Below are 22,781 nucleotides of genomic sequence, written 5' to 3'. Positions count from 1 at the left end.
CGCTATTTGTCCTGCTTCCAATGGAACAAATGCAGCAGCCGGTGCAGAATCGGCGCCAGCATGATGCCGACCGCGATCAGGAATACCAGTCCGGCATACAAGGCGCAGGAGTCGGCGAACAGCTTGTCCTATCGGTGGCCGGCGCGTTCACCGACCCCATACCGCCGAGCAGCATGGCCGCGTTGAGGAAGGCGTCGCGCCAGGCGAGCTGCTCGAAGTGCATGTAGCCGGCCATGCCGGCCAGCAGCGACAGCAGGGCGATCAGCAACGATACCGCAGCATGCAGCGCCAGTCGCCGCAGGAATAACCACCTTGACAGCGGCGCAGTCTTGCGCGATTCGTACTTCAAGCTTTACCCCTGTCAAGTTGTGCTGCCAGCGTGTGGAAGGCGGCAAGTTCAACAGGCGAAAGTTCGCCTACCTGCGGCACTGCACTTTCATCCAGTGTTTGTAACAGGCGGCGCAAATGACCGATATGCGGCAGCATGGTGCCCGCAAACAGAAGCCGGCTCCCCTGTGCCACCAGCAGGGTCGGGAAATTCTCGATCTCGATATCAATGACAAGATCGCCTTGATCCTCGATATCGATCCAGACGAAGCGATGCTGGGAAAACTCCTGACCCAGTGCTACAAAATCGGGCCGGTATTTTCGACACGTATCGCACCATTCGGCGCACAGACAGGCAACCAACAGGTTGCTCATGAGGCGGTTCGACATGAATCAATGGTGAACATGCGTTCGCAGTGGGTAGCAAATGGGTCGGATTCTACCCGTCGACACAGAATGTCGTTTGCCGGCAGCAAGCTTTTCGGTATAATTCCGCCTCCTCAAAGCGCCCGTAGCTCATCTGGATAGAGTACTTGGCTACGAACCAAGGGGTAGGGAGTTCGAATCTCTCCGGGCGCGCCAATCAGGTATGAAAGTGGGCACTTGTTTCGAGTGACCCACTTTTTTTTCGTCCATAGCTGCCGCCCTTGCAAGTGCAGCGTAACTTCCTCGAACCGTGGCGAGCTTGCCTTCCACCACGATTTCATCCACCAGCAGATTCAAATAGCTTTTTGCGAATCCCCGATCGCCCGACAGCAGCCTTTGCCGTAACGCCTTCCCAAAGCTGTCGATCTGGCTGGCCTTGATATGTTCCACAGGCAGCGAATGTTCCCGCCTTGTACCTGCCAACTCGATCAATAGTGCCTCCCTGGATGCTTTCAACTGCTGGGCGCGGCGCTGTGTCACCTCATCCAGTTCAATGGTGCCGGTTTCAATTGCATCCAACAGCCGGTGCTGGCGTTCCTCGGTTTGCTTGAGCTGGCGGTTTAGCTGGTTGATACGTTCCTGCTGGTTGTCCTTGGAAGTCTTCATGCGCTTGCGTAGCGCCGTCATCATGGCTTGCAACCGAGTTGGGGCAAACACCTTGTCTGCCAACTGGCACAGCACCAGGTCATCCAGCTTTTCCATCGGCAGGTTGCCACTCGCGCAGGCATGATTGCCCTTGTTCTGGCGGCTGGTGCATTTGTAGTATTTGTAACGACCACCCTTGCCAGTGGCGAGAGTCAAACTACCGCCGCAGACACCACACTTGAGCAGGCCGGTCAGCAGGGTAGTGGAGGAGAGAATGCGCGGTGATGCCTTGTCCGGGGCGCGGGATTCCCGCTTGGCGCGTACCTGCTCGAAGGTGGCGGCATCAATGATGGCTGGTATAGAGGTTTTCACCCAATCGGTAGGCGGGCGCTTTTTGGCCGTCCTGGAGTCGATGACGTTAAAGTAGTAATCGCCCATATAGAGCGAATCCGACAGCAGCTTGTGAATCTTCTGAATGCCCCAGGGTTTGCCGCGCATCAGCAGCCCCTTGTCGGTCAGATGCTTGGCAATTTCCTTGCAGCCCATCATGCGCCCTTGATGGCCGAGCAGATAGAGGTCATAGGCCATGCGCACGATGCCTGCTTCGGCTTCGTTGATTTCCAGCCGCTTCTTCTTGCGGCCACGACTGCCGGATATATCAGTAGCTATTGCTTGGTAGCCAAAGGGCGGGCGGGAACCATTGAAGAATCCCTGCCGGGCGTTTTCCTTCATGGCGCGGGAGGTGTGCTTGGAATTCTCCTTCGATTGATGCTCATCGAATAGGTTGATGATCCGGCGCATCATTTCCCCGCCAGCGTCGTCACTGGTCGGCTGAGTAATAGAAATAACCTTGACCTTGTTCTTCATCAGCTTGCGCTCATAGACGCCGAATTCGATACCGTCCCGAAAAAAGCGCGACAGACTGTGAATGATGATCGCGTCGAAGGCGGGCGGTTTCAGCATCGCATCGGCAATCATCTGCTGAAATACCGGGCGCTTGTCGTCCGTGGCGGAAGCCCCAGGTTCGACATACTCATGCACGACCAAATGACCATTGGCCTTGCACCAGTCGTTCAATTGTCGCAGTTGGTCAGGAATAGAAAGGTCGTTATCCGCTTGGCGCGTGGTTGAGACCCTTGCGTAAAGTGCTACTGCCATGGTTTCACCTTATTGCTGTCTTCGAAATCGGGTTACCCACCGCCGGCCGACCGCCAGCGTTAGTGGCGCGCTGTCGGCCAGCCGTGGATAACCCTTCCTAATCAATCTTCATCACTATCGTCAATCTGCTGCAACAACAACATCAGTCCCGGCAGCATAGAGCTAATCAAATTCAGTTCTCCCGGTGTCGGATTTTGCAGTTCAAAGCCCTCGAAGCCGATGGCTAGAATTTGTCGTTCGTCGTTCACTCATGGTGGCACCCCCTTTCCTGCAGTCTCGGCCAGCCCATTCCTTTCCTTGCCTTGTTGCTTCAGCAGGGATTCCAATTCCGGTAGGAAGCCCTGTCGTCCAAATTCATCCAGTGCAAACGAGCGAAACGCCTGGTATTGCTCCTTGCCCGGAATGCCGATCTCGGCAGCCCGCAGCACCCGGTTTAAATGGGTATTCATGGTCTCGACAATGGCATCGCGCAGATTGCTCACCATTGCCCTAATCGCATTTCATCCATGCGCCGCTGTACATCCCCATCCCAGGACAAAGGGTCATGCACCCGGTTGAGCAGCTTGCGCAACCTCTCGATGGTTTCTTCCAGGCCAACTTCGCTATAGCCCCGTTTCAAGCCGTGAATCGCTGCCAGCCGTTTCATGTAGCCGTAGACACTCACCCCCAGGCGAATCAGACGTTCATCGAGCAAGCTTTGCGGGTCACATTCACGCACCACGCCCAAGCCTTCCATGACATTGACGCGGGCCTGGAGATCGACCCACAGAGGATGCAGCGGCCAGCGCGAGCGGTTGCTGTCATCGGTACGAATGCGCAGGGCGGTGTGATCATTGACCAGATAGCGCAGCAGATCGCCTTGGCGTTCTGCCAGGTCTTGGAAGGTGCGAATGCCAAAGTGTTTCAAGAGTTCCTTGCGGGTCTGCCATTCGATGCGCCAGACGTTCTTCTCGACACCCCACAGGGCATAGAACCATGACTTGGCGCTTTTCTCTTCAATCTCGTCGCACTTGTTATAAACCCGCAGCACCAAGTCGCCAGCACCAAAGCGGAAGGTCTGCACCCGGCCATCCTTCCGGTGTTGTGCATCTTTGTTGGCCTGAGAAACGAAGCAATCTTCATCGAAATCAATCGGGTCAATCTGATAGTCAAAAGTCATGTCGACTCGGGAAAGCTTCTCCGGGCGATACGGCATCAGGCCAACCGATGCGGCCCAGGCCAGGAAACGCTGATGCAAGGCAGATGCGCCGATATGCCACAGGGCAAAGGAACGGAACGCAACATAGAAATTCGGCTTGTTGAATTCACCGCACTGGATGCTGAAGGCGTCGTTCTCCAAGAGAAAGGGATATCCGCTGCCGGTGCCGTGCGAGGCAAGGAGGAATTGTTCGCTGCCGAGTGTGATGACTTTTGGGTGACGGCTTTTACTAGTGGAGATGAGCGACTTCTCCAGGGCCAACTGCTCGAAATCCAAACCACCCAAGCCATTCGAAGCCAGCCAATAGGCGCACTCGATGGTGTCGAAGCCGGAGAGAAGATGAGCAAAAAACATGGTTACTTCTTACTGAATTGCTCTTTGGTGCCGACTACATTGTCAAACAACAATTCCGGTTCAGCATTGCCGAGTTCGGCTTCAAGTTCGCGATAATGCTTGTTGGATAGTCCTCTGAAGCGGCCCCTAGCACCACCAAGGTAAAACAACGTTTCCCCTGGTTCATCAATTTGTTCCGCAATACGGTCATTCCATTCGGGTTCAACTTGATCGCCTGGGGCTTCTGGTAGCGATTGCTCAAGATCATCTAGAGCGGAAGTGAGTAGATCAGCGACGATCTGGGTGCGGTTTTTCTGGGGGTACATATCGCACAAGGCCGCGATTTTGGCCGCGATATGCACAGGAAAGCGAAAAGAGAACTGCTTGGTCGTCAGCCGCGTGTTGTCTGGGCCTGCCCATATGTCGTGGAGGTGCTCAGTTTTCATGTAATTCACCCATCAGTTATGCGAAGTATGGATAGGTTACATAACTTTCCAGCAAAGTGCAAGCAACTTACGGAAATTATTTTATGGCATTGTTGTGCCGTCCGTGCGTCCGGGCTTGCGCGCGGGCGCGCGGGCGGCACAACAACTTGCTATAACCATGTTGTCATAGTAGGCTCTTACCTTTATGCGGAAAGATTTGTTCAATGTATCCGTAGCCCCCCGTGTTACTTGGACGGGAAGTCACATTGATCCTGAATAGGAAGATAAGATATTTGGTGTCTCTAGGAGGATCGGCAAGATGAGTAACAGACATTTCTTCAGTTCAGTCCGCCCCCTCAGCATTGCCGCTATCGTTTTTGTCATTTCCACAATGGCTTCTGGAATTGTGATCTGGCGCTCCGAAGTCAATCGCCTGCAAGGCTACCGCAGTCAGATTATGGTTATTGCACAAGACCATTCGCAAGCCATAGAGAGCACTTTAAGTAGTGTAATGTCCGTCACGTACGCTTTGGCGGCACTAGTAAAACAGGGGAACGGGACGATCCACAACTTTGAGCATGTGGCCGGCGAGATGCTGCATTTGTATCCAGGTCTAACTGAGTTAGTTCTGTCGCCTGGCGGAGTCGTCACTCAAATAGCACCACTTGCCGGAAATGAACACATACTCGGTTTTGAACAATTCAAGGATCCTTTACAGAAAAAGGAAGCCCTATTAGCTCGTGATACCGCGAAACTGACGCTCGCGGGACCGCTGAACCTGAAAGAGGGGGGTGTGGGAATGGTTGGCCGCTTCCCGGTTTTTCTTGAAAGAAAGGATGCTGACAGCAAGAGGTATTTCTGGGGATTTACCAACGCAATTGTCAGATTCCCGGAAGCTCTCGCTCCATCAAGGCTGTCCAGCCTAGTTGAGGACGGCATTGCCTATGAACTTTGGCGCATTAATCCCAATACCGGGCAAAAACAGACAATCGCCAAATCTACTGTTTCCCCAATAGACCCTGAACATGCCATAGTAGCCCTTCAAAATGCCAATTGGATATTAAGCCTATCGCCAGTTAAAGGATGGGATGATCCGTACATGCTTAGTTTAAAAATCTCCTTAGGGGTTCTGCTGAGTTTTTTATTAAGCTACATAGTGAAGTTGCTGCTTGAAGCCAAATATCGCGCACTAAATTTAGAGACTCTGGTTGACCAACGGACTGCCGCTATCAAAGCCGTGTTGGCAAACGAGCAGCGCCTACGTAACGCGCTTGACCAAGTGCCCTCACCTGTTTACATAAAAGATACAAACTCCCGCTATACCTATGCTAACAAGCAAGCTCTGAAGTTACACAATTGTTCAGCGGAAGAACTAGTGGGGAGTGACGCTAGCCGTTTTCTCAAACCAGATATTTTAAAGAAATTGCAAGCAACCGAAAAACGCGTATTGGCAGGAGAAAGCACGGACGAAGAAATCGAGATTCTCGATGCGCATAATATACGCCATGTACATAGGGAAATGAAAACACCGATATACGCCGATGCCGAGCGCAAGATCATATCGGGTCTATGCGGGATATCTACGGACATCACCGCGAGCAAGGAAGCCGAGCAACGATTGCGGCACTTCAATCGCGTGTATGCGGTCCTGAGCGGCATCAACTCATTAATCGTTCGCGTGCGCGACCGGGACACACTCTTTCGTGAGGCTTGCCGAATTGCGGTCGAGGTAGGGCAATTTGCGGCGGCTTACATCGCCATACTGGATCCCGATTCGAACGAACCTCATCTGGTGGCTTCCAGCAATATTGATGCACGAAATCTGGAGACTCTGCTGGAAATTCTGAAGAAGGTGGCCAACGAGACCATCCCTGAGGCGGAGGGCATCCGGGACCGGATATTGGTGAAACGGCAACCTCTGATTGTGAACGACGTCGAGCACGGGTTGCCGTTATCCCTTAGGGAGGCATCCGACAGTGCCGGAGTCAATTCATTATGCATATTGCCACTGGTAATTGCGAACCAGGCCGTGGGCGTTTTGGGGCTGCGCGCCCGCGAGACAGATGTCTTCGATGCGGGAGAATTGAAGCTATTGGTTGAAATGTCGAGCGACATCGCTTTTGCGCTCGATCACCTCGACAGGGCGGACAAGCTCAATTACCTTGCCTATTACGATCAGCTCACCGGCCTCGCCAATGCAACATTGTTCCACGAGCGTCTGGCGCAGTACGTGCATACGTCGAGCAGCAAGAAGCAGCGTGTTGCGCTAGTGCTACTTGATGTGGAACGGTTCAAGACGGTTAACGATGCACTCGGCCGACAGGCAGGGAATGCGCTGCTCAAACAACTGGCCAAGCGTCTTGCCGATTGTGCTGGCGACCCGGAGGAGGTGGCCCACCTTGGCGGCGATCACTTTGCGCTGGTAATGCCGGTCGTGCAGGGTGCAGAACAGGTGGCACGGATCATTGAAGATCGAGCGCACCACTGCTTTGCAGATTCATTTCAGATAGAAAGCACCGAACTCAATATAGTAGCTAAATTCGGGATTGCCCTTTATCCCGACGATGGTTATAACGCTGAGACTTTGTTCAGGAATGCCGAAGCTGCACTCAAGAAGGCGAAAAACAGCGGCGACAGGTATCTTTTTTACACCCAGCAGATGAATGATCGGGTCACCGAACGGCTCACTCTAGAGAACAATCTGCGGCACGCGCTGGAACGGGAGGAATTCGTGCTCCACTATCAGCCCAAAGTGGAAAGCCAGACGGGACATATCGCAGGGGTGGAAGCGCTGATCCGCTGGAACGACCCCAGAACCGGCCTAGTGCCACCTAATCAGTTCATCCCGTTGTTGGAGGAGACCGGCTTGATTCTGGATGTGGGTGCATGGGCGCTACGCCAAGCAACAAAAGATCACAACCACTGGCTGGAAGCAGGCTTGGCGGCGCCGCGTATTGCGGTCAACGTGTCGGCGATTCAGTTACGCCAGAAGAATTTCGTCGAGGTAGTTCGGCAATCACTGTCCTTGGGTCCCTCGCCACCGGGTATCGACCTAGAGATCACCGAGAGCCTGATCATGGAAGATATAGAAGGCAACATCGGCAAACTGAATGCGATCCGGGACATGGGACTGAGTATCTCCATTGACGACTTTGGCACCGGATATTCATCGATGGCGTATCTGGTCAAATTGCCAGTGAGAGAGCTCAAGATCGACCGTTCCTTCATCATCACCATGTTGCAAGAACCGAATACCATGACCTTGGTCTCAAGCATCATTTCGCTGGCACATTCGCTTGGACTGCTGGTTGTAGCGGAAGGCGTGGATATGGAGGAGCAAGCGAGTAAGTTGCGCATGTTACGGTGTGACAAGATGCAAGGCTATCTTTACAGCAAACCCATTCCACTGGAAGAAATGACGACTTTGATTGGAAAATAAACAAGCCGGGGTGCGGGCCGAGGAATGTAATGGCTGTAGATTCCGGCAAGAACCTATCTGATGTCATTTGTTACATCAAAGGTTCCAATCTTGTTGGAAATACAAATCATAGTAAAAACACACATTCTTTCCAGTGCCCAGATTCATCCTCTCGGGCGCGCCACCAACACTAGGTTTCGCAGATAGTCACCACTAACAAAAGCAAGATTGCGTGACTTTCAGCGTGACTATTTCACCTCTCCAAGGCTCATCCCGTCAGGCTCATCCGGTCCGGAAGAGCCATTCCAGATTTACCTTGGAAGCCCCGACCCGCTTTACCATCATCAGTTCATTTCAGCGCTTTGTTCGGCGAAGACTATCTCCAATACAGCACAAGCTCGCCGAAATTCCGCAACTGACTTTGTTGCTCAATTAAATGTCTTGCCTTCGGCTGCCAGTTTGGCCAGTAACGGCGCTGGCTTCCAGAACCCGCCGTGACGGCCAAGGGCGTATTTCCCCATGGCCACGACTACGTTCGACAGACCGACAGTATCCGCATAGAACATCGGGCCACCGCGATGCCGGGGGAAGCCATAACCGGTGAGATACACGATATCCACATCCGAAGCTCTTTGCGCAATGCCTTCCTCAAGCAGATAGGCGGCTTCATTTACCAGTGCGTAGATAAGCCGCTCGACAATTTCCTGGTCGCTGATCTTGCGTCGTTCTACGCCAATATCCTTGGAATGATTGATGATCATCTCGCTCACAAGTAGCGAAGGAATGGGCGTGCGATCACCTGGTTTGTAATCGTACCAACCACCGCCATTTTTCTGCCCGTAGCGGCCTTTCTCGTAAAGCAGATCGCCGATCTTGGAGTATTCCATATCCGGGCGCTCGGCGATACGACGTTTGCGTATGGCCCAACTGACGTCGACACCCGCGAGATCGCCCATGCGGAAAGGCCCCATGGCGAAACCGTATTTCTCGATCGCCTTATCCACCTGTTCCGGCAGGCATCCTTCCTCCAGCAGGAAGGCCGCCTGGCGTGTGTACATATCGAGCATACGATTGCCAATAAAACCGTCGCACACGCCTGAAACCACTCCGGTTTTCTTGATTTTCTTCAACAATGCCATGGTGGTGGCGAGCACGTCATTGGCGGTCTTTTCGCCACGCACGATTTCCACCAGCTTCATCACATTCGCCGGACTGAAAAAATGGAGGCCAATCACGTCCTGAGGCCGCTTGGTAAAGTCAGCAATCTTGTTCAGGTCGAGAGACGAAGTGTTGGAGGAGAGGATGGCACCGGGCTTCATCACCTCATCTAATTTCCTGAATACCTTTTCCTTTACACCCATCTCCTCGAACACTGCTTCAATCACGATATCGGCGTTCTTGATGTCGTCATAGGACAGGGTGCCCCTGATCAGGCCGACCCGTTCGTCGAACTTCTGTTGCGTGAGCTTGCCTTTTTTCAGAGTGTTCTCGTAGTTCTTGCGTATTGCGGCCAAGCCCTTGTCCAGCGCTTCCGGCTTCATTTCCACCAGCATGACCGGAATGCCGGCATTAGCGAAGTTCATGGCGATGCCCCCACCCATGGTACCGGCGCCGATGATGGCAGCCGATTTAATCGGCCGTTTCGGCGTGTCGTCCGGCACATCGGGAATCTTGCCGGCTGCGCGCTCGCCAAAAAAAGCATGCCGCAGGGCCTTGCTTTCAGTGGTTTGTAACAAAGCAAGGAAATTTTCGCGCTCGACCTTCATTCCGTCCTCGAATTTCATGCTGACCGAGGCGGCCACGCAGTCGACGCACTTTTCCGGCGCCGGGAAGTTCGCCGATTGCACGCTGACAGTAATGCGCGCCTGCTGAAAGAAAGTTTCGTAGTTGGGACAGTCGATCTTGATATCGCGCACCTTGGGCAGCGGCCGCACATCAGCCACTTTGTCCGCAAATGCAATTGCGCCTGCCATCAGATCACCTTCGATCATCTGGTCGAAGAGCCTGGTGCCGGCAAGATCTTCCGACAGCACCGAATTTCCTGAAACGATCATGTTGAGAGCAGTTTCCACACCAACCAGGCGCGGCAGGCGTTGCGTGCCACCGGCGCCTGGCACGATGCCTAGCTTTACTTCGGGCATTGCGATCTGCGCACCGGCGGTAGCCACCCGGTAATGGCAGGCAAGGGCCAACTCCAGGCCTCCGCCCATGGCGGTGGAATGCACGGCGGCGACCACCGGCTTTTGGGCATCTTCGAGCGCAGCAATGACCATGTGCAGCGTTGGTTCGGCAAAGCTCTTAGGGGTGTTGAATTCCCTGACGTCAGCGCCGCCGGAAAAGGCATGGCCCGCTCCGGTGATTACCACCGAATTGACTATCTTGTCGGCCATAGCCATTTTCAGGCCGTCGACAATGCCCGCGCGCGTAGCGTGGCTAAGACCGTTAACCGGGGGGTTGTTCAAGGTAATGACGGCAGTTCTGTTTTCGACTTCATATGTTGCGCTCATTTTGATTCCTTATTATTCAATGTGATTGCCAAAATGCCTTGAACAACTTGCCACTGAAAGTCAGAGCAAGTATTTCAATAGCATCATCGAGCAGGACCGCCGAGCGGTGAAACGGATCACCAAACGCATGATGGGTTTCAAATCCTGCTATGCCGCTCGTCATGTTCTGGCCGGACTTGAGTTGATGCGCATGATCCGCAATGGTCAGATGATCGTTGCGAAAGGAGTGCAGCTTTCTTTCGCCGGCCTGTTTTCATGCGCTCGTGGCCAGATTGCGCCACGGAATAGCGCGTGTCTCACCAAGAAACACCGTTGTCATTATTCGCCATTAACGCGACAGAACCGCGTCTCGTCAGCAACAGCGAGCCTAAAAGATGGTTTCTGCTTATTTCTCCTTGACTATCTGCTTCAGCCGGGCGATGACCGCCTCCATCCCGTGCTGCTTCATCAGCGTTTGCAAACCGATCTCAAGTTGTCCGAGCGGTTCCTGCGCCGCCTGCTCGCGCGGCACTTCGCGTTCGCTATAGACTAGCGCGTGCTCGCCACAGACTTCGACGCACCAAGGCTGCTTCAGCGCTGGCGTGCTCTCGCACATGTCGCACTTCAGCGGGAAGCGGGAATCGGGCTCGATGAAATAATCCCGCGTCGGGCAGGAAGCCCGGCAGAAGCTGCACTCGCTGTAGGTCTTGCCATCGACGGTATAGACGTGCCGACCGTCGCAGCCGGACTTGGTGTGATTGCCGGCGAATATCGGCACGTATTCATCGGTGAGCTCGTTCGACACCACCCGTATCCGCGCCTTGGCCGGATTGATGCTGCTGAACTTGGGATTGGAGTGGAAGGCCGAGCAGGCCATTTCGCAGGCGCGGCAACCCGTGCATTTGTCGACATCGACCAGGATTTCGCGGATGATTTTCATCCCAAGATTCATCGCGAACCTCCTTCGGCGGGAGCCAGTATCCCACATTTTTCAAAGTCGTCGGCGATGTAAGCCAGATCGAGTTCTTCGAGCGTCTTGCGGGTGGGAATGCCCTCGCTGTTCCAGCCCTTGAATGCATAATACTTGCTCAACAATTCCTGCTCGTACTTTTCGTCGCGCACAGCCCAGTGGTCCTCGGGAGGACGCTCGTCCTTGCGGCGCAGCCCGCGGCGTACATTGACGGCCCGGATCAGCGTGCGGATGCGCTGGAAATTCTTCCACAGTTTGGGCTTGTCCATCGCCTTGCCGGTGGCCAGAGTGATGGCCTCGGGAATGTTGTTCATGTGGTAGGGCACGTTGCCTCCGAACTGGCCGCGGAAGGAGGAGACGAAGCCGCAAAAGCCCAGTGAGTCGTCGATGTAGTGCATGGCTTCATTCCAGTCGACGATGTCGCAGGTCGCCTCGTCGGAAATATCACTGCGCTTCACCCAGTTGCGGAAATATTCCTTGAATTTTTCGTTCGGCACCGCTTCCCATTTATTGACGAAGTCGTCTCGCTGCTCCTGGGTGGGCAGCGGATCCTGGGGAAAGGATCCCTCAATCTGGGTGATGCTCATCTTCTCGCCGGTGGCGATCATCAGGAAGTAGGCGGGGTTCAGTTTGCCCAGCTTGATCGGCAGCTGTTCGAATTTCTTGGTGGTATTGTGATCGAAGGCTTCGGCGCCGTTGCCGATGCGTTTTGCGGCTTGGGAAACGCTGTCGGCGAGGATGTCGCCGATGCCTTCGCGGCGCACGATTTTCTCGAGCAGATAGAAGAACCTGCCCTTGACATCCTCCGGCATGCCGGGGAAGTCCTTATCCGTCAGGATGCCGGCTTCGAGCAGTTCGAGGGCAAAGGCCATGACCTGTGGCGTCGAGTAGGAGTCCACCCCATACTCCTGGGCGATGCCGAGGATCTCGTAGCTGAAGTCGAGCTCCAGAAAGGCGGCCATGTGATATGTGTCCTTGCCGAAGCACTTGTAGCCGAAGCGCTGCTGGCCGGGCATCTTGATGACGTTGCGGCATTTCTTCGGACAGTTGTAGCAGCCCGTCTGCCGGTCCATGTTGTCGTATTTCAAGCGGGTCCAGCGGTCCTGGAGCTCCTTGTTCCAGTAACCGGGCCGCCGCGTGCGCGCGTTGCCCCAAGCGAAGTGGTTGTGGTGGAAGCTGTCGTCCTCGTCGACCGCCATCCAGTCGCCACAGCCCGAACTACCGATCATCTGCTGGTGGATGCGCTGACTCATCTCGAACAGTTCGGCGGGACGGGCGACATTGACCGCCCTGGTGCCGCGCACGGCAATGGCTTTCAGCCGCTTGTCACCCATGATGACGCCGACACCGCGGGCGGCGCTGGCGTGGTTGTGATCGATCGACGCCATATAGACGCGGTTCTCGCCGGCCAGGCCGATGGCCGCCACCTGCACCCGCGGGTCGTTCAATTCCTTCTTCAACAGGTCGCCGGTTTCGGTGCAACCCTTGCCGCGCAAATGCGTGGCATCGCGGATTTCCACCTTGTCGTTGTTGATGTACAGATAGACCAAGTCCGGGGCCTTGCCGCGAATGATGATCTTGTCGTATCCGGCGTACTTCATCTCCGGTCCGAAGAAGCCGCCGAACAGCGAATGCGACATCAGGTTAGTCTGTGGTGAAAAGGTGTTCACCGCCGTGCGGTTGCAGGCAGGAAGAGGTGTGCCATGCAGTAGGCCGGTGCTGAATATCAGCAGATTGTCTGGCGAAAATGGGTCAGTCCCGGCTGGTACCCTATCCCACAACAGCTTTGCGGCCGATCCCTGCCCCCCCAAATAATACTCGGCCAAATCGGGCTGGGTCGCCACCTTTTCACAGGTACCCCGGGTGAGATCGACTTCCAAATTGAACCCTGTTTCAGCATACCTCATATCCGTTCCTCTAAGTTCGTCGGCCTCTCGGCCTTTACCTGACTGAATGACTATTCAGTCAGGCAAGTTTACCTTGTTGCCGGGAATTTGCAACTGCATGACCGGTGGGGTTATCGGGAGCTTGAAAAAATGGTTCTGTCGCGTTGATGGCGAATAATGATAATGGCGTTTCTTGGTGAGGCACGCGCTATTCCGAGGCGCAATCAGGCCGCTAGCGTATGAAACAGGTCGGCGAAAGAAAACTGCACTCCTTTTGAGGCGATCATCTGACTTTGCGGATCATGTGCATCAACTTGAGTCCGACCAGAACGCGACGAGCGGCGTAGAAGGATTCGAAACCCATCCATCGCGGCTTTATTGGATCCGCTTTTGTCAATCTTGAGACTTTCTATAACGGGTCGAAGGGCATTTTGGAGATGCTGACGCCTTTGCCAACGTGGCACGCGGCCATTGGGGAATCGAGAACAAGCTGTATTGGGTGCTCGATGTCACATTTCGAGAAGACAATTGCCGCGTTCGTAAAGATCATGCGCCGCAAAATTTCTCTGCCCTGCGCAAGTTCGCGCTAACCTTTGTACTTGACAACCATAGATGAATGACTAATCATTCATCAATCAAAGAGGTAACACTCGGGTTTTGTCGGGGTATTTAATTTGTTCTTAGGTAGCGTCAGCTTGGCGCTGCCCTTTTACGGAGAAGGTATGGACATTCAACTTTCGGGTAAACGCGCGGTCGTTACTGGCGGAGGTAGCGGGATCGGAGCGGCAATTGCCAAAATACTTGCAGAGGCGGGCGCCCACGTATTAATCGGCGACATTTCCGAAGAAAGCGGGGAAGGGTGCGCTGCAGAGATTCGCGCTAGGGGAGGGGAAGCCAGCTTCATCCACCTCAATGTCGCCGATCCGGTAAAGGTTTCGGCTGCGTTCGCCGCCGCCAGAGCTAGCTACGGCGAAATACAGATACTCATCAATAACGCTGGCGCGGCCAAGAGCGCGCCGTTTGTACGCACCGACCTCGACATGTGGCAGCAGATGATGGCGATCAATCTTACCGGGGTCTATCTGTGCTGCCGTGAAACTCTGCCGGCGATGCTGGAAGCAGGATATGGCCGCATCGTTAATACTGCCAGCACTGCGGGCCTGGTCGGATACGCTTACACGTCAGCCTATTGTGCCTCCAAGCATGGCGTAGTTGGTCTGACGCGCTCGCTGGCACTGGAGACAGCTCGGACCGGCGTGACGGTAAATGCGGTCTGCCCCGGTTATGCAGAAACTGAGATGACGAAACGCACCGTGGAAAATATCGTCAAGAAAACTGGCCGAAGCGAGGAAGACGCACGCGCGGAAATTGCCAAACATAACCCGCAGGGTCGGTTGATTATGCCGCAGGAGGTTGCCAACGCTGTGCTCTGGTTGTGCCTGCCGGGCACTGAGTCGATGACCGGGCAGTGCATAGCGGTGGCAGGCGGAGAGGTCATGAACTGAGGCGTAGCCTGATTGCCAAATCTAGTACAGTAAAAAGTGTTGGATAATATATCCCGATGAAACATATATGAAAGAGGAGCAGGAATGGTCTTGGCCGCACATGTCGACAGCATAGTTACCGACACCAGACTGATCGAGGAACGACGGGGGCAGGTTTTGCGCGCTGCAATCAAGCTGTTTTCCGAAAACGGCTACTACACCACAACTATCTTGCAAATAGCCCGCCAAGCCGGCGTCAGCGTTGGCCTCATTTACCAGTACTTCGGCGACAAAGACGACATCCTGTTCCTGGCGCTTAAGTTGGTGCTGGAAACTTATGAGACAGAAATTCCGCTACGCCTGGAAGGTGTCGAGCATCCCGTAGATCGCCTGTGCATGGCCATTTGGGCATATTGCCAGATAGTCGATATTCACCGCGATGCCACTTTGCTCTCTTATCGCTCCTCCAAGTCGCTACGAGCCGATCGCCGTGTCTTGATCAAGGAGGACGAGGCGCGCACGAACAGCATAATCGCTGACTGCATCCACGCTTGCATTACCAGTGACTATATGCGGGAGATCAACGAGTATCTGCTGGTTTATCAGTATGTGATGTTCTCCCACGCTTGGGCACTCAAGTACTGGGCGTTGCGCGATAGATTCAGCTTGGCGCAATATGTCTCCGACGGCATCGACCTGCTGGTTGAACCCTTTCTCACCGCCAAGGGTCGCAAAGCACTTGCTTCATTTCGCCAGCGCATCGGAGACTTCAGTACGCTACAGACGCCATCAGCACCGGTAAAGGCAAAGCGCAAGCTCAGTACGCCGCGCAAGCGGACGTGATCACGTCCAGGCTGTTCTGTACGGGAACGAGCCAGGGTGTAGCAGAACAAAATCCAGCACTGACGCGGGATTTTGAACAGCCACTATTCATGACGTTGCCTCATTTGCCGGAAAACTGGCAAAAATACGGCGAAAAAACTGCTCGCGATTTCAATCGTCGAAATCTGAAATTATTTTTAAACCCGCGTTAGTGCTGTCTTTCAGTCGTGACCTGGTCTATTCATTTGAAAGCGCTGCTGCCCGGTGAAGAGCAGATAATGCTTGCCTTGGGCGCGGCCGATCATGGTCAGGCCTACCTTCAGGGCAATCGAGTAACCCATGCCAGTGAGGCCGGAGCGCGAGACCAGGAAGGGGATGCCCATCTGCGCGGTTTTAATGACCATTTCAGAAGTAAGTCGGCCGGTAGTATAGAAAATCTTGTCGCTGCCGCTCATGTCTTTCAGCCACATCAGGCCGGCGATGGCATCAACAGCATTATGCCTGCCGACATCTTCGATGAACATCAGGATGTCACCATCTGCTTTTGCCAAGGCGCAGCCATGTACCGCGCCGGCCTGCTTGTATATGGATTCGTGGCGACGTACATTGTCGAGCAGGATTCCCAGAGTTGCCTGATCCAGCCGACCCGTCTCGGGAAGGACAATGCTTTCGAGATTCTCCATCAGATCACCGAACATCGTGCCCTGACCGCAGCCGCTAGTGACGGTGCGGCGTTCCAACTGTGCCGCAATGTCGCTGCTTTCGGCATGGGTAGTGACGGCGGCCGAATTGGTTTCCCAGTCGACCTGGACAGAAGCGATCTTATTAATATCGGTCACCAAACGCTGATTTCGCAGATAGCCTAACACCAGCACTTCGGGTGCAGTACCCAAGGTCATCAAGGTAACTATCTCGCGTTTGTCGAGGTACACTGTCAGCGGATGTTCGCCGGCGATCGTGGTGGGCACCGTTGCGCCATGTTCGTTGATGGCATCAACACTCATGGTGGCAGGACGGACGGCTTGCGTCAGATGGAGCTTGTACATGGATCGTTACCCCTTATCTACCAATGCAGGACATATCGATCTTTCAACTTTGCGGATTCCACCATGCGTTTCAGTTTCTGACTCAGTGTTTGTTCGATGACATCAACCCAGCCCCCACAGCCCGTCGAGTCTATCCGCATCTTGCACAACGCTTGGGAGCACGGATTCGATTTCGCTGCGTCCTGGCCATACTCGGTGAGAATCGTTTTCGCCAAGAGCGCCGCATGATCTTCTTCCGGCACAGCATCAGCGTCGAATTCGCCTTCTTAAAAGTTATCTATATCACAGTAAGGCGCTACTATCGCCAGAAGAAATGGATCGCGAGTTAAATTTTGGGGTGTGTGTGCCGCAGGCATACGCACCTGGGGCAACACATGCACGTCCTTAGCCCTGAGGGCGACTTGCTCTGCCGTCACTCATAATGACTCCTCCCATTTTCAACTCCATCGGTCGGGCGAGCTTAGCTTTTCTCCAGGAATTGCCGCACCAACTGCTGCGTCTGGGTACTGCCGAGCAGCCTCTTGCTACCGGCAAGTTCGACTTCGAATCCATTAACGTTCGGCTGTAGCGCCGCATCGATGCAGGTCTTGCATTCAGTCAGTGCCTGGCGCGGCAATTCGGCAATGCGTGTTGCCAAGGTTCTTGCTGCGGCTTCGAGTTCCGCTGCCGGGGCCGCCCATTGCGCCAGACCCAGACCAACCGCAGTCAAGCCGTTGACCATCTCGGCGCCGAGGATAAGGCGCCGCGCCACGCCTTCGCCGCACAGGCGTGTCATGCGTTGCGTGCCTCCGCCGGCAGGAAGCAGTCCCAGCCGCGCTTCAGGCAGGCCGATTTTTGCCGTATCCGATACGATACGCAGATCGCAGGCCAACGCCATTTCGAAGCCACCACCCAGCGCGGCGCCGCCGATCTCGGCCAGGGTGACCAAACCAATTTTCTCCAGGCGCGTCAGGACTTCCTGCAGTCGGCGGGTGAACGCGATCATCAGCACACGGCCTTCCTCGGTCAGGAAGCGGGCGCGCATGAACTCCAGATTCGCGCCGGCGCAGAAAACGCGCTGGTTGCTGCGTATCCACAGTACGCTGACGCTTGGGTCCTTTTCCAGTTGTGAAAGAATTGCATCCAGTCGGGCCACCCAGTCGTCATTAATAGCGTTGACTGGCGGTTGGCACAGAGTGGCGACGGCAATGCCGCCTTCAATGGTCAGGTCGATCATGGGGAGTGACTGAGTTAGGGCTTATTCATCGGTGGTGGAGGCAACGAAACTTGACGCATTGAGAATCAGCAAGTCACGCGCCCCTTCTGTCTGTAACCGCCGACGCGCACGGGGCGCGCCGGCTTTGTTGCTACTACTATCAGCGTTGACGACGACGTATCAGTTGCCTACGAATTTCGGTGTCTGCTTGGCGACAAAGGCGTGATAGGCAATCTTGAAGTCCTCCGTCTGCATGCAGATGGCCTGAGCTTCGGCCTCGGTCTCCAGCGCCTGCTCGATGGTCTGGTTCCACTCCTGGTGCAGGCATTTCTTGGTCACCGAGTGGGCGAAAGCCGGGCCGTCGGCAAGCGAAACGGCCATGTTGGTGGCCGTCTCCAGCAGCTTCTCTTGGGCAACGACGCCATTGAAGTAGCCCCAGGCTAGGCCTTCCTCGGCGCTCATCATGCGTCCGGTGTACAGCAGTTCCGAAGCGCGGCCCTGGCCAATGATGCGCGGCAGGATGCTACAGGCACCCATGTCGCAACCGGCCAAGCCGACCTTGACAAAGAGGAAACCGGTCTTGGCTTTTGGCGTGGCATAGCGCATGTCGCTGGCCATGGAAATAATGGCGCCGGCGCCGCAGCAAATACCGTCGACTGCGGCAATGATGGGCTGCGGACAGTTACGCATTTCCTTGATCAGGTGGCCGGTCATGCGTGTGAACTCCAGCAGACCGGTCATGTCCATCTTGGTCAGCGGGCCGATGATTTCATGCACGTCGCCGCCGGAGCAGAAGTTGCCACCCTCGCCGGTAAACACTACGGCACGCACGTCTTCCGCGTATTGAAACTTGTGGAATGTGTCACGCAATTCTGCGTAGCTTTCGAAGGTCAGCGGATTCTTGCGTTCCGGCCGGTTCAGAGTAATGGTTGCCACGCGGTTGGCCACTTCCATTTTGAAATGTTTCGGCTTCCATTCAGCTGCTTTCAGTTTGTACATAAATATCTCCCAGAAAAAAAGAAAATGAAGAAATTAGCCAGCCATGGCCAGGCCGCCACAGACGCTGAGAATCTGTCCGGTGACAAAGCTTGAGCGATCGCTGGAAAAGAACAGCACGGCATCGGCGACTTCCGAAGGCTTGCCCAAGCGGCGCATCGGCGTGGCGCGGATGAAAGCATCACGGTGCTTTTCCGGCACAGCTGCCATCAGCGGCGTGTCGGTGGGGCCGGGGCAAACGCAATTCACGGTGATGTTGTAGCGGGCCACCTCGCGTGCCAGACCCTTGCTGAAGGCGATGGCGCCGCCTTTAGCGCCGGAATACACGGTCTCGCCCAAGCTGCCGACACGACCGGCGTCTGAAGACACCGTGACGATCTTGCCGGCCCCCTTCTCTATCATCTTGTCGAGGAAGGCGCGCGTGACCGCCACCGGACCCATCAGGTTGATGTCGATCACCCGGCGCCAGAAGTCCGGCGTGTTCTGGATGAAGGGCTCGATCTTGCCCCAGCCAGCGACATTGGCGACGATGTCTACATGAGGGCGAGCCGCATAGCTTTTCTGCGCAAAGTCAGCGATCGAATTCAGATCCGAGACATCGAGGCGAAAGAAGTCGGCGCCCTGGCCACGGCTGCGGATTTCCTTAACTACCGCCGCACCGCCTTCTTCGTTGAGATCGCCAAGCAGAACGTGTGCACCCGCCGCCGCCAGGGTTTCGGCAACTGATTTCCCGATTCCAGATGCCGCCCCAGTAACTACTGCTGTTTTTCCGTCTAATCGCATGTTTGTTTGCCTTTATGACCAAGGGTTGAAAAAAGAATGAGCATTCATTCATAATTTAACATGCACAATTTACAATTGCAACACTACTTTCCTTCCTTGATTTTCCCTATATTGAATGTGGACTTAGCCGTCGGTCAGGAAGTTCTTTACTACTTGACGACCGATGATCAGCTTCTGCACTTCGGTTGCGCCTTCATAGATGCGCAGCGCGCGGATCTCCCGGTACAACAGTTCAACTGGCATTCCTGACTTGACGCCGAGACCGCCGAAAATCTGCACTGCCTTGTCGATCACCTGCTGAGCGTTCTCGGTGGACACCATCTTGGCCATCGCTACTTCGCGCGTTGCTGCCAGCCCCTGGCAATCGCGCGTCCACGCCGCACGATAAGTCAACAGCGCGCTGCTGTCGTTGGCTGTGGCCATGTCAGCCAGTGCTGCCTGGGTCAACTGGAAGTCGGCAAGGGTCTGACCGAACATCTTGCGCGACGTGGCACGTGCCAGCGCCTCATCGAAGGCGTGACGGGCGAAGCCGAGCGCCGCGGCAGCGACGCTGGTGCGGAAGATATCGAGGGTCTGCATGGCAAGTTTGAATCCGCCTCCGGCGATGCCGAGCAGGTTTTCCACTGGTACGCGGCAGTTGGTGAACCGCAGCGTTGCCAATGGATGCGGTGCAATGACCGGAATAATTTCGGCGATTTCCAGGCCGGGAGTATCGGCGTCGACCACGAATCCTGAAATACCGCGACTTCCTGCCGCCTCACCAGTGCGAGCAAAGACGCAATAGAAATCAGCGATGCCGCCGTTGGAGATCCAGGTCTTCTCGCCGTTCAGGATATAGTGGTCGCCATCGCGGGTAGCCGTAGTGGCCATCGCCCCAACATCTGAGCCTGATTCTGGCTCGGTAAGAGCAAAAGCGGCAATTGCTTCGCCTGCGCACACGCGCGGGAGGTACTTGCTTTTGATTTCTTCAGAACCGCCGATGGAAATGGCGCCGCTGCCCAGCCCCTGCATGGCGAAGGCAAAGTCAGCTAGACCGGAGCAGTGGGCGAGTGTCTCACGGATAATACACAGTGAGCGCACGTCGATAGTATCGCGAGCGCCACCATATGCCTTCGCTGCGCATTGGCGCAGCCAACCGGCCTTGCCCAAGCGTGCCACGAGGTCGCGGCAGGTTTGGGCGACGTCTACGTGGCCGTCACCGGCTGGCAGGTCCGCGGCCCATATCTCAAGGTCTCGCGCCAGCTTGCGATGCGTGTCATCGAAGAATGGCCACGCCAGGTAGTCCTTGCTGCTCATACTTCAGATCCTCCGGATGCTTGTCGTGCCCGATATGTTAGGTTGTTACTTCCGACTAACAAACATCGAAGCGAGTAAAATGAAACAGAATGATCGCTCATTCAGTCATCTATTGCAAGTCCTTATCGCACCTCGCTAGTGAGGTGCTTTCCAAGCACTTCTGGCCAGAGCGACTGGAGATCATCGAGGATGCCGCGGATCCCCGCAGGGAATATCCAGAAGTTTGTGTTGTGTGACTCACTAGGTCTCTGCGCTGTTTAGCTGAGTAACAGTTCCGGTTCTGTCGCGTTGGCGCGTAATGGCGGCCAGTCAGTGCCGGTATTTCCAGCTTGAGTCATTTCCAATCAGTGTTTATATTGACGCGCTCATGCAATCGCATCAGATTACGAGCGGCGTCTTGCAATGCGAAATGCCCAAGAATCTCGCATATTTTCGCTACATGCGCCAAACATACTGCGAGCAGCATCAGCAGGAAAGTATCAGCCTGAAAGACTACTCGCCACCACGTCTATTGAACGTCGTCAGTATCTCCGACCTCGTGGCGGGTAGTCGCGGAAGAAACTCCCGATACCAGTGGCACGACCATAGCGATCAGAACGACCAATAGGACCACTGCGATAATGAAGTTCAAGAAGCTCATCTCTCCACCTTTTTTTAAATTATCGAGCAAACCTGGAATCTACCCAGTAGCCATTATAGGCATCTATCAGGAAATGCAAAGGGAATTGATTGCCGGGGCCACTGATGTTGGGAGCAGTAGTACCCAAGTGCAATAGTCGGGTACTGACTCATTGTGTTGAAATACTCCATTGTTTCTTCCCGTATTTCAGCCTTGCGCAAGCGCATCCTAACGGTATGCCGCAAGTCGTGGATATGGAGGTCAGGAATTCAGCGCGCGATGACGATATCGGCCAATGCCCTGATCCAGTCCGGCTGCTCGTTGAGGCAGGGGATGAGGCGGAATTCCTTGCCGCCCGCCGCGAGGAAGGCTGCTTTGCATTCCATGCCGATTTCTTCCAGGGTTTCGAGGCAGTCGGCGGCGAAGCCGGGACAGATTACGTCGATGCGCGAAACACTCTCTTTTGCGAACTGTTCCAGCGTCGGCTGGGTGTAGGGTTGCAGCCAGGCCGCTGCGCCGAAACGCGATTGGAAAGTGACGACATAGTGCTGCGCATCGAGTTGCAGCTCGTTTGCCAACAGCTTTGCGGTGGCCTGACATTCGGCTTGGTAGGGGTCACCGAGATCGACCGAACGCTTGGGGATGCCGTGGAAACTCATGACCAGCTTGTCGCCGCGGCCGTGCATTTGCCAGTGTTTGCGCACGCTGGCGGCAAGCGCGGCGATATAGCCGGGATGTTCGGGAAAACTGCGTACCAGGCGCAGTTCCGGCACATTGCGCGTGTTTTGTGTCCACGTGGCGACATCATCAAACACGCTGGCCGTTGCGGAGGCCGCGTACTGCGGGTAGAGCGGTACCACTGTGATGCGAGCCGCGCCGAGTGCCTTCAACCGGTCGAGCACCGAGGCAATCGAGGGTTGTCCGTAGCGCATGGCGTAGTCGACAAGCATGTCCTTGCGTCCCGATTCGCCGAGCAGACCTTTCAGCAGCTTGGTCTGCCGCTCGGTGTGCACCTTGAGTGGCGAGCCCTCCTTGGTCCAGATGGCGGCGTACTTTTTTGCCGATTTTTTCGGCCGCGTGTTGAGGATGATGCCGTTGAGTATCAGCCACCAGACGATGCGCGGAATTTCGACCACCCGCGGGTCGGACAGGAACTGCTTGAGATAGGGACGCAACGCCTGTGCCGTCGGCGCTTCCGGAGTGCCGAGGTTGACCAGTAAAATCGCATCAATACCAACAGCGGTCGGTACGCTTTCCTTGCGGTAGCGGCCCATCACTTTCCGATCACCGAAGTCTGGACTGAATTAACGAAACATATCGAGCGAAGC

19 protein-coding genes, 1 tRNA gene and 2 pseudogenes are annotated in these 22,781 nt (G+C 55.1%); 6 read left to right on the top strand and 16 right to left on the bottom strand.

All coding sequences use genetic code 11. The features are described from left to right. Positions 1–76: 76 nt before the first annotated feature. Both K5E80_RS06415 and K5E80_RS06410 read right to left on the bottom strand, forming a co-directional pair. Positions 77–349 carry a hypothetical protein gene (locus tag K5E80_RS06415; protein WP_246590898.1) on the bottom strand — a complete coding sequence of 91 codons (273 nt, stop codon included), beginning with the start codon at positions 347–349 and terminating at the stop codon, positions 77–79. After that, a complete protein-coding gene (locus tag K5E80_RS06410; protein ID WP_246590897.1) occupies positions 346–702 on the bottom strand; it encodes a thioredoxin family protein in 357 nt (118 codons plus the stop codon). The genes K5E80_RS06415 and K5E80_RS06410 overlap by 4 nt, the downstream gene beginning before the upstream one ends. A gap of 130 nt (positions 703–832) precedes the next feature. Here K5E80_RS06410 and K5E80_RS06405 point away from each other — a divergent pair. After that, a tRNA-Arg gene (locus K5E80_RS06405) sits at positions 833–909 on the top strand. Here the strand turns inward: K5E80_RS06405 and K5E80_RS17150 are convergent. From K5E80_RS17150 to K5E80_RS06370, 5 genes are all read right to left on the bottom strand, one after another. Continuing rightward, a complete protein-coding gene (locus tag K5E80_RS17150) occupies positions 865–2,496 on the bottom strand; it encodes a recombinase family protein (protein WP_425514552.1) in 1,632 nt (543 codons plus the stop codon). The genes K5E80_RS06405 and K5E80_RS17150 overlap by 45 nt on opposite strands. A gap of 101 nt (positions 2,497–2,597) precedes the next feature. Continuing rightward, a complete protein-coding gene (locus K5E80_RS06385) occupies positions 2,598–2,744 on the bottom strand; it encodes a hypothetical protein (protein ID WP_220635378.1) in 147 nt (48 codons plus the stop codon). Further along, the gene (locus K5E80_RS06380; protein ID WP_220635377.1) at positions 2,745–2,981 is read right to left on the bottom strand and encodes a hypothetical protein; all 237 of its coding nucleotides are present in this window, start codon (positions 2,979–2,981) and stop codon (positions 2,745–2,747) included. Next, positions 2,975–3,970 carry a hypothetical protein gene (locus tag K5E80_RS06375; protein WP_246590896.1) on the bottom strand — a complete coding sequence of 332 codons (996 nt, stop codon included), beginning with the start codon at positions 3,968–3,970 and terminating at the stop codon, positions 2,975–2,977. Before K5E80_RS06375 ends, K5E80_RS06380 begins: the two co-directional genes overlap by 7 nt. An 80-nt stretch (positions 3,971–4,050) precedes the next feature. After that, complete coding sequence (locus tag K5E80_RS06370; RefSeq protein WP_220635375.1) at positions 4,051–4,473, bottom strand: hypothetical protein; 423 nt, start codon at positions 4,471–4,473, stop codon at positions 4,051–4,053. A gap of 298 nt (positions 4,474–4,771) precedes the next feature. Between K5E80_RS06370 and K5E80_RS06365 the strand changes: the two genes are divergently transcribed. Next, entirely contained in the window at positions 4,772–7,891 is a 3,120-nt protein-coding gene (locus K5E80_RS06365) for a bifunctional diguanylate cyclase/phosphodiesterase (RefSeq protein ID WP_220635374.1), read from the top strand. A 407-nt stretch (positions 7,892–8,298) separates the two neighbouring features. On the opposite strand, the gene K5E80_RS06360 is transcribed toward K5E80_RS06365, so the two are convergent. Next, positions 8,299–10,377, bottom strand: a complete 2,079-nt coding sequence (locus K5E80_RS06360) for a 3-hydroxyacyl-CoA dehydrogenase NAD-binding domain-containing protein (RefSeq protein WP_220635373.1) — start codon at positions 10,375–10,377, stop codon at positions 8,299–8,301. A gap of 25 nt (positions 10,378–10,402) precedes the next feature. On the opposite strand from K5E80_RS06360, the pseudogene K5E80_RS17145 reads away from it, so the two are divergent. Continuing rightward, a pseudogene (locus K5E80_RS17145) lies at positions 10,403–10,522 on the top strand (IS6 family transposase); the annotation flags it as partial. Positions 10,523–10,762: 240 nt separating this feature from the next. Here the strand turns inward: K5E80_RS17145 and K5E80_RS16685 are convergent. Then, the gene (locus tag K5E80_RS16685) at positions 10,763–11,296 is read right to left on the bottom strand and encodes a 4Fe-4S dicluster domain-containing protein (RefSeq protein ID WP_246590894.1); all 534 of its coding nucleotides are present in this window, start codon (positions 11,294–11,296) and stop codon (positions 10,763–10,765) included. 8 nt (positions 11,297–11,304) lie between these two features. Next, on the bottom strand, positions 11,305–13,233 hold the full coding sequence (locus tag K5E80_RS06350; RefSeq protein WP_220635371.1) for an aldehyde ferredoxin oxidoreductase N-terminal domain-containing protein: 1,929 nt from the start codon (positions 13,231–13,233) through the stop codon (positions 11,305–11,307). Between the two features lie 427 nt (positions 13,234–13,660). Between K5E80_RS06350 and K5E80_RS06345 the strand changes: the two are divergent. The 3 genes and pseudogenes from K5E80_RS06345 to K5E80_RS06335 form a co-directional block, all read left to right on the top strand. Further along, positions 13,661–13,810, top strand: a pseudogene (locus K5E80_RS06345) (ISAs1 family transposase); the annotation flags it as partial. 124 nt (positions 13,811–13,934) lie between these two features. Beyond that, positions 13,935–14,717: an SDR family NAD(P)-dependent oxidoreductase gene (locus K5E80_RS06340; RefSeq protein WP_220635369.1), complete on the top strand. Its 783-nt coding sequence runs from the start codon at positions 13,935–13,937 to the stop codon at positions 14,715–14,717. Positions 14,718–14,801: 84 nt separating this feature from the next. Further along, positions 14,802–15,539: a TetR/AcrR family transcriptional regulator gene (locus K5E80_RS06335; RefSeq protein ID WP_220635368.1), complete on the top strand. Its 738-nt coding sequence runs from the start codon at positions 14,802–14,804 to the stop codon at positions 15,537–15,539. Positions 15,540–15,739: 200 nt separating this feature from the next. On the opposite strand, the gene K5E80_RS06330 is transcribed toward K5E80_RS06335, so the two are convergent. The 6 genes from K5E80_RS06330 to hemH form a co-directional block, all read right to left on the bottom strand. Then, complete coding sequence (locus K5E80_RS06330; protein ID WP_220635367.1) at positions 15,740–16,564, bottom strand: formate dehydrogenase accessory sulfurtransferase FdhD; 825 nt, start codon at positions 16,562–16,564, stop codon at positions 15,740–15,742. A gap of 460 nt (positions 16,565–17,024) precedes the next feature. Next, positions 17,025–17,780: an enoyl-CoA hydratase/isomerase family protein gene (locus K5E80_RS06325; RefSeq protein WP_220635366.1), complete on the bottom strand. Its 756-nt coding sequence runs from the start codon at positions 17,778–17,780 to the stop codon at positions 17,025–17,027. 159 nt (positions 17,781–17,939) lie between these two features. Continuing rightward, on the bottom strand, positions 17,940–18,758 hold the full coding sequence (locus K5E80_RS06320; protein ID WP_220635365.1) for an enoyl-CoA hydratase family protein: 819 nt from the start codon (positions 18,756–18,758) through the stop codon (positions 17,940–17,942). Positions 18,759–18,791: 33 nt separating this feature from the next. Beyond that, positions 18,792–19,538, bottom strand: coding sequence for an SDR family NAD(P)-dependent oxidoreductase (locus K5E80_RS06315; protein WP_220635364.1), 747 nt, complete (start codon positions 19,536–19,538; stop codon positions 18,792–18,794). 123 nt (positions 19,539–19,661) lie between these two features. Beyond that, positions 19,662–20,834: an acyl-CoA dehydrogenase family protein gene (locus K5E80_RS06310; RefSeq protein ID WP_220635363.1), complete on the bottom strand. Its 1,173-nt coding sequence runs from the start codon at positions 20,832–20,834 to the stop codon at positions 19,662–19,664. An 888-nt stretch (positions 20,835–21,722) separates the two neighbouring features. Next, complete coding sequence (gene hemH, locus K5E80_RS06305) at positions 21,723–22,727, bottom strand: ferrochelatase (RefSeq protein WP_220637248.1); 1,005 nt, start codon at positions 22,725–22,727, stop codon at positions 21,723–21,725. Positions 22,728–22,781 lie beyond the last annotated feature (54 nt).

Origin of the sequence: Georgfuchsia toluolica, from assembly GCF_907163265.1 — a bacterium.
Classification (GTDB): Bacteria; Pseudomonadota; Gammaproteobacteria; order Burkholderiales; family Rhodocyclaceae; genus Georgfuchsia; species Georgfuchsia toluolica.
The sequence above is the reverse complement of the archived record's forward strand: the minus strand, read 5'-3'. Positions and strand labels throughout refer to the sequence as shown.

Excerpts from the sequence above, each read along its gene's own strand:
- K5E80_RS16685 (WP_246590894.1), bottom strand. The coding sequence starts at position 11,296 with ATGAAAATCATCCGCGAAATCCTGGTCGATGTCGACAAATGCACGGGT.
- hemH (WP_220637248.1), bottom strand. The coding sequence starts at position 22,727 with ATGGGCCGCTACCGCAAGGAAAGCGTACCGACCGCTGTTGGTATTGAT.
- K5E80_RS06350 (WP_220635371.1), bottom strand. The coding sequence starts at position 13,233 with ATGAGGTATGCTGAAACAGGGTTCAATTTGGAAGTCGATCTCACCCGG.
- K5E80_RS06320 (WP_220635365.1), bottom strand. The coding sequence starts at position 18,758 with ATGTACAAACTGAAAGCAGCTGAATGGAAGCCGAAACATTTCAAAATG.
- K5E80_RS06310 (WP_220635363.1), bottom strand. The coding sequence starts at position 20,834 with ATGAGCAGCAAGGACTACCTGGCGTGGCCATTCTTCGATGACACGCAT.
- K5E80_RS06365 (WP_220635374.1), top strand. The coding sequence starts at position 4,772 with ATGAGTAACAGACATTTCTTCAGTTCAGTCCGCCCCCTCAGCATTGCC.
- K5E80_RS06410 (WP_246590897.1), bottom strand. The coding sequence starts at position 702 with ATGAGCAACCTGTTGGTTGCCTGTCTGTGCGCCGAATGGTGCGATACG.
- K5E80_RS06330 (WP_220635367.1), bottom strand. The coding sequence starts at position 16,564 with ATGTACAAGCTCCATCTGACGCAAGCCGTCCGTCCTGCCACCATGAGT.
- K5E80_RS06335 (WP_220635368.1), top strand. The coding sequence starts at position 14,802 with ATGGTCTTGGCCGCACATGTCGACAGCATAGTTACCGACACCAGACTG.
- K5E80_RS17150 (WP_425514552.1), bottom strand. The coding sequence starts at position 2,496 with ATGGCAGTAGCACTTTACGCAAGGGTCTCAACCACGCGCCAAGCGGAT.
- K5E80_RS06360 (WP_220635373.1), bottom strand. The coding sequence starts at position 10,377 with ATGAGCGCAACATATGAAGTCGAAAACAGAACTGCCGTCATTACCTTG.
- K5E80_RS06370 (WP_220635375.1), bottom strand. The coding sequence starts at position 4,473 with ATGAAAACTGAGCACCTCCACGACATATGGGCAGGCCCAGACAACACG.
- K5E80_RS06325 (WP_220635366.1), bottom strand. The coding sequence starts at position 17,780 with ATGATCGACCTGACCATTGAAGGCGGCATTGCCGTCGCCACTCTGTGC.
- K5E80_RS06315 (WP_220635364.1), bottom strand. The coding sequence starts at position 19,538 with ATGCGATTAGACGGAAAAACAGCAGTAGTTACTGGGGCGGCATCTGGA.
- K5E80_RS06340 (WP_220635369.1), top strand. The coding sequence starts at position 13,935 with ATGGACATTCAACTTTCGGGTAAACGCGCGGTCGTTACTGGCGGAGGT.
- K5E80_RS06380 (WP_220635377.1), bottom strand. The coding sequence starts at position 2,981 with ATGGTGAGCAATCTGCGCGATGCCATTGTCGAGACCATGAATACCCAT.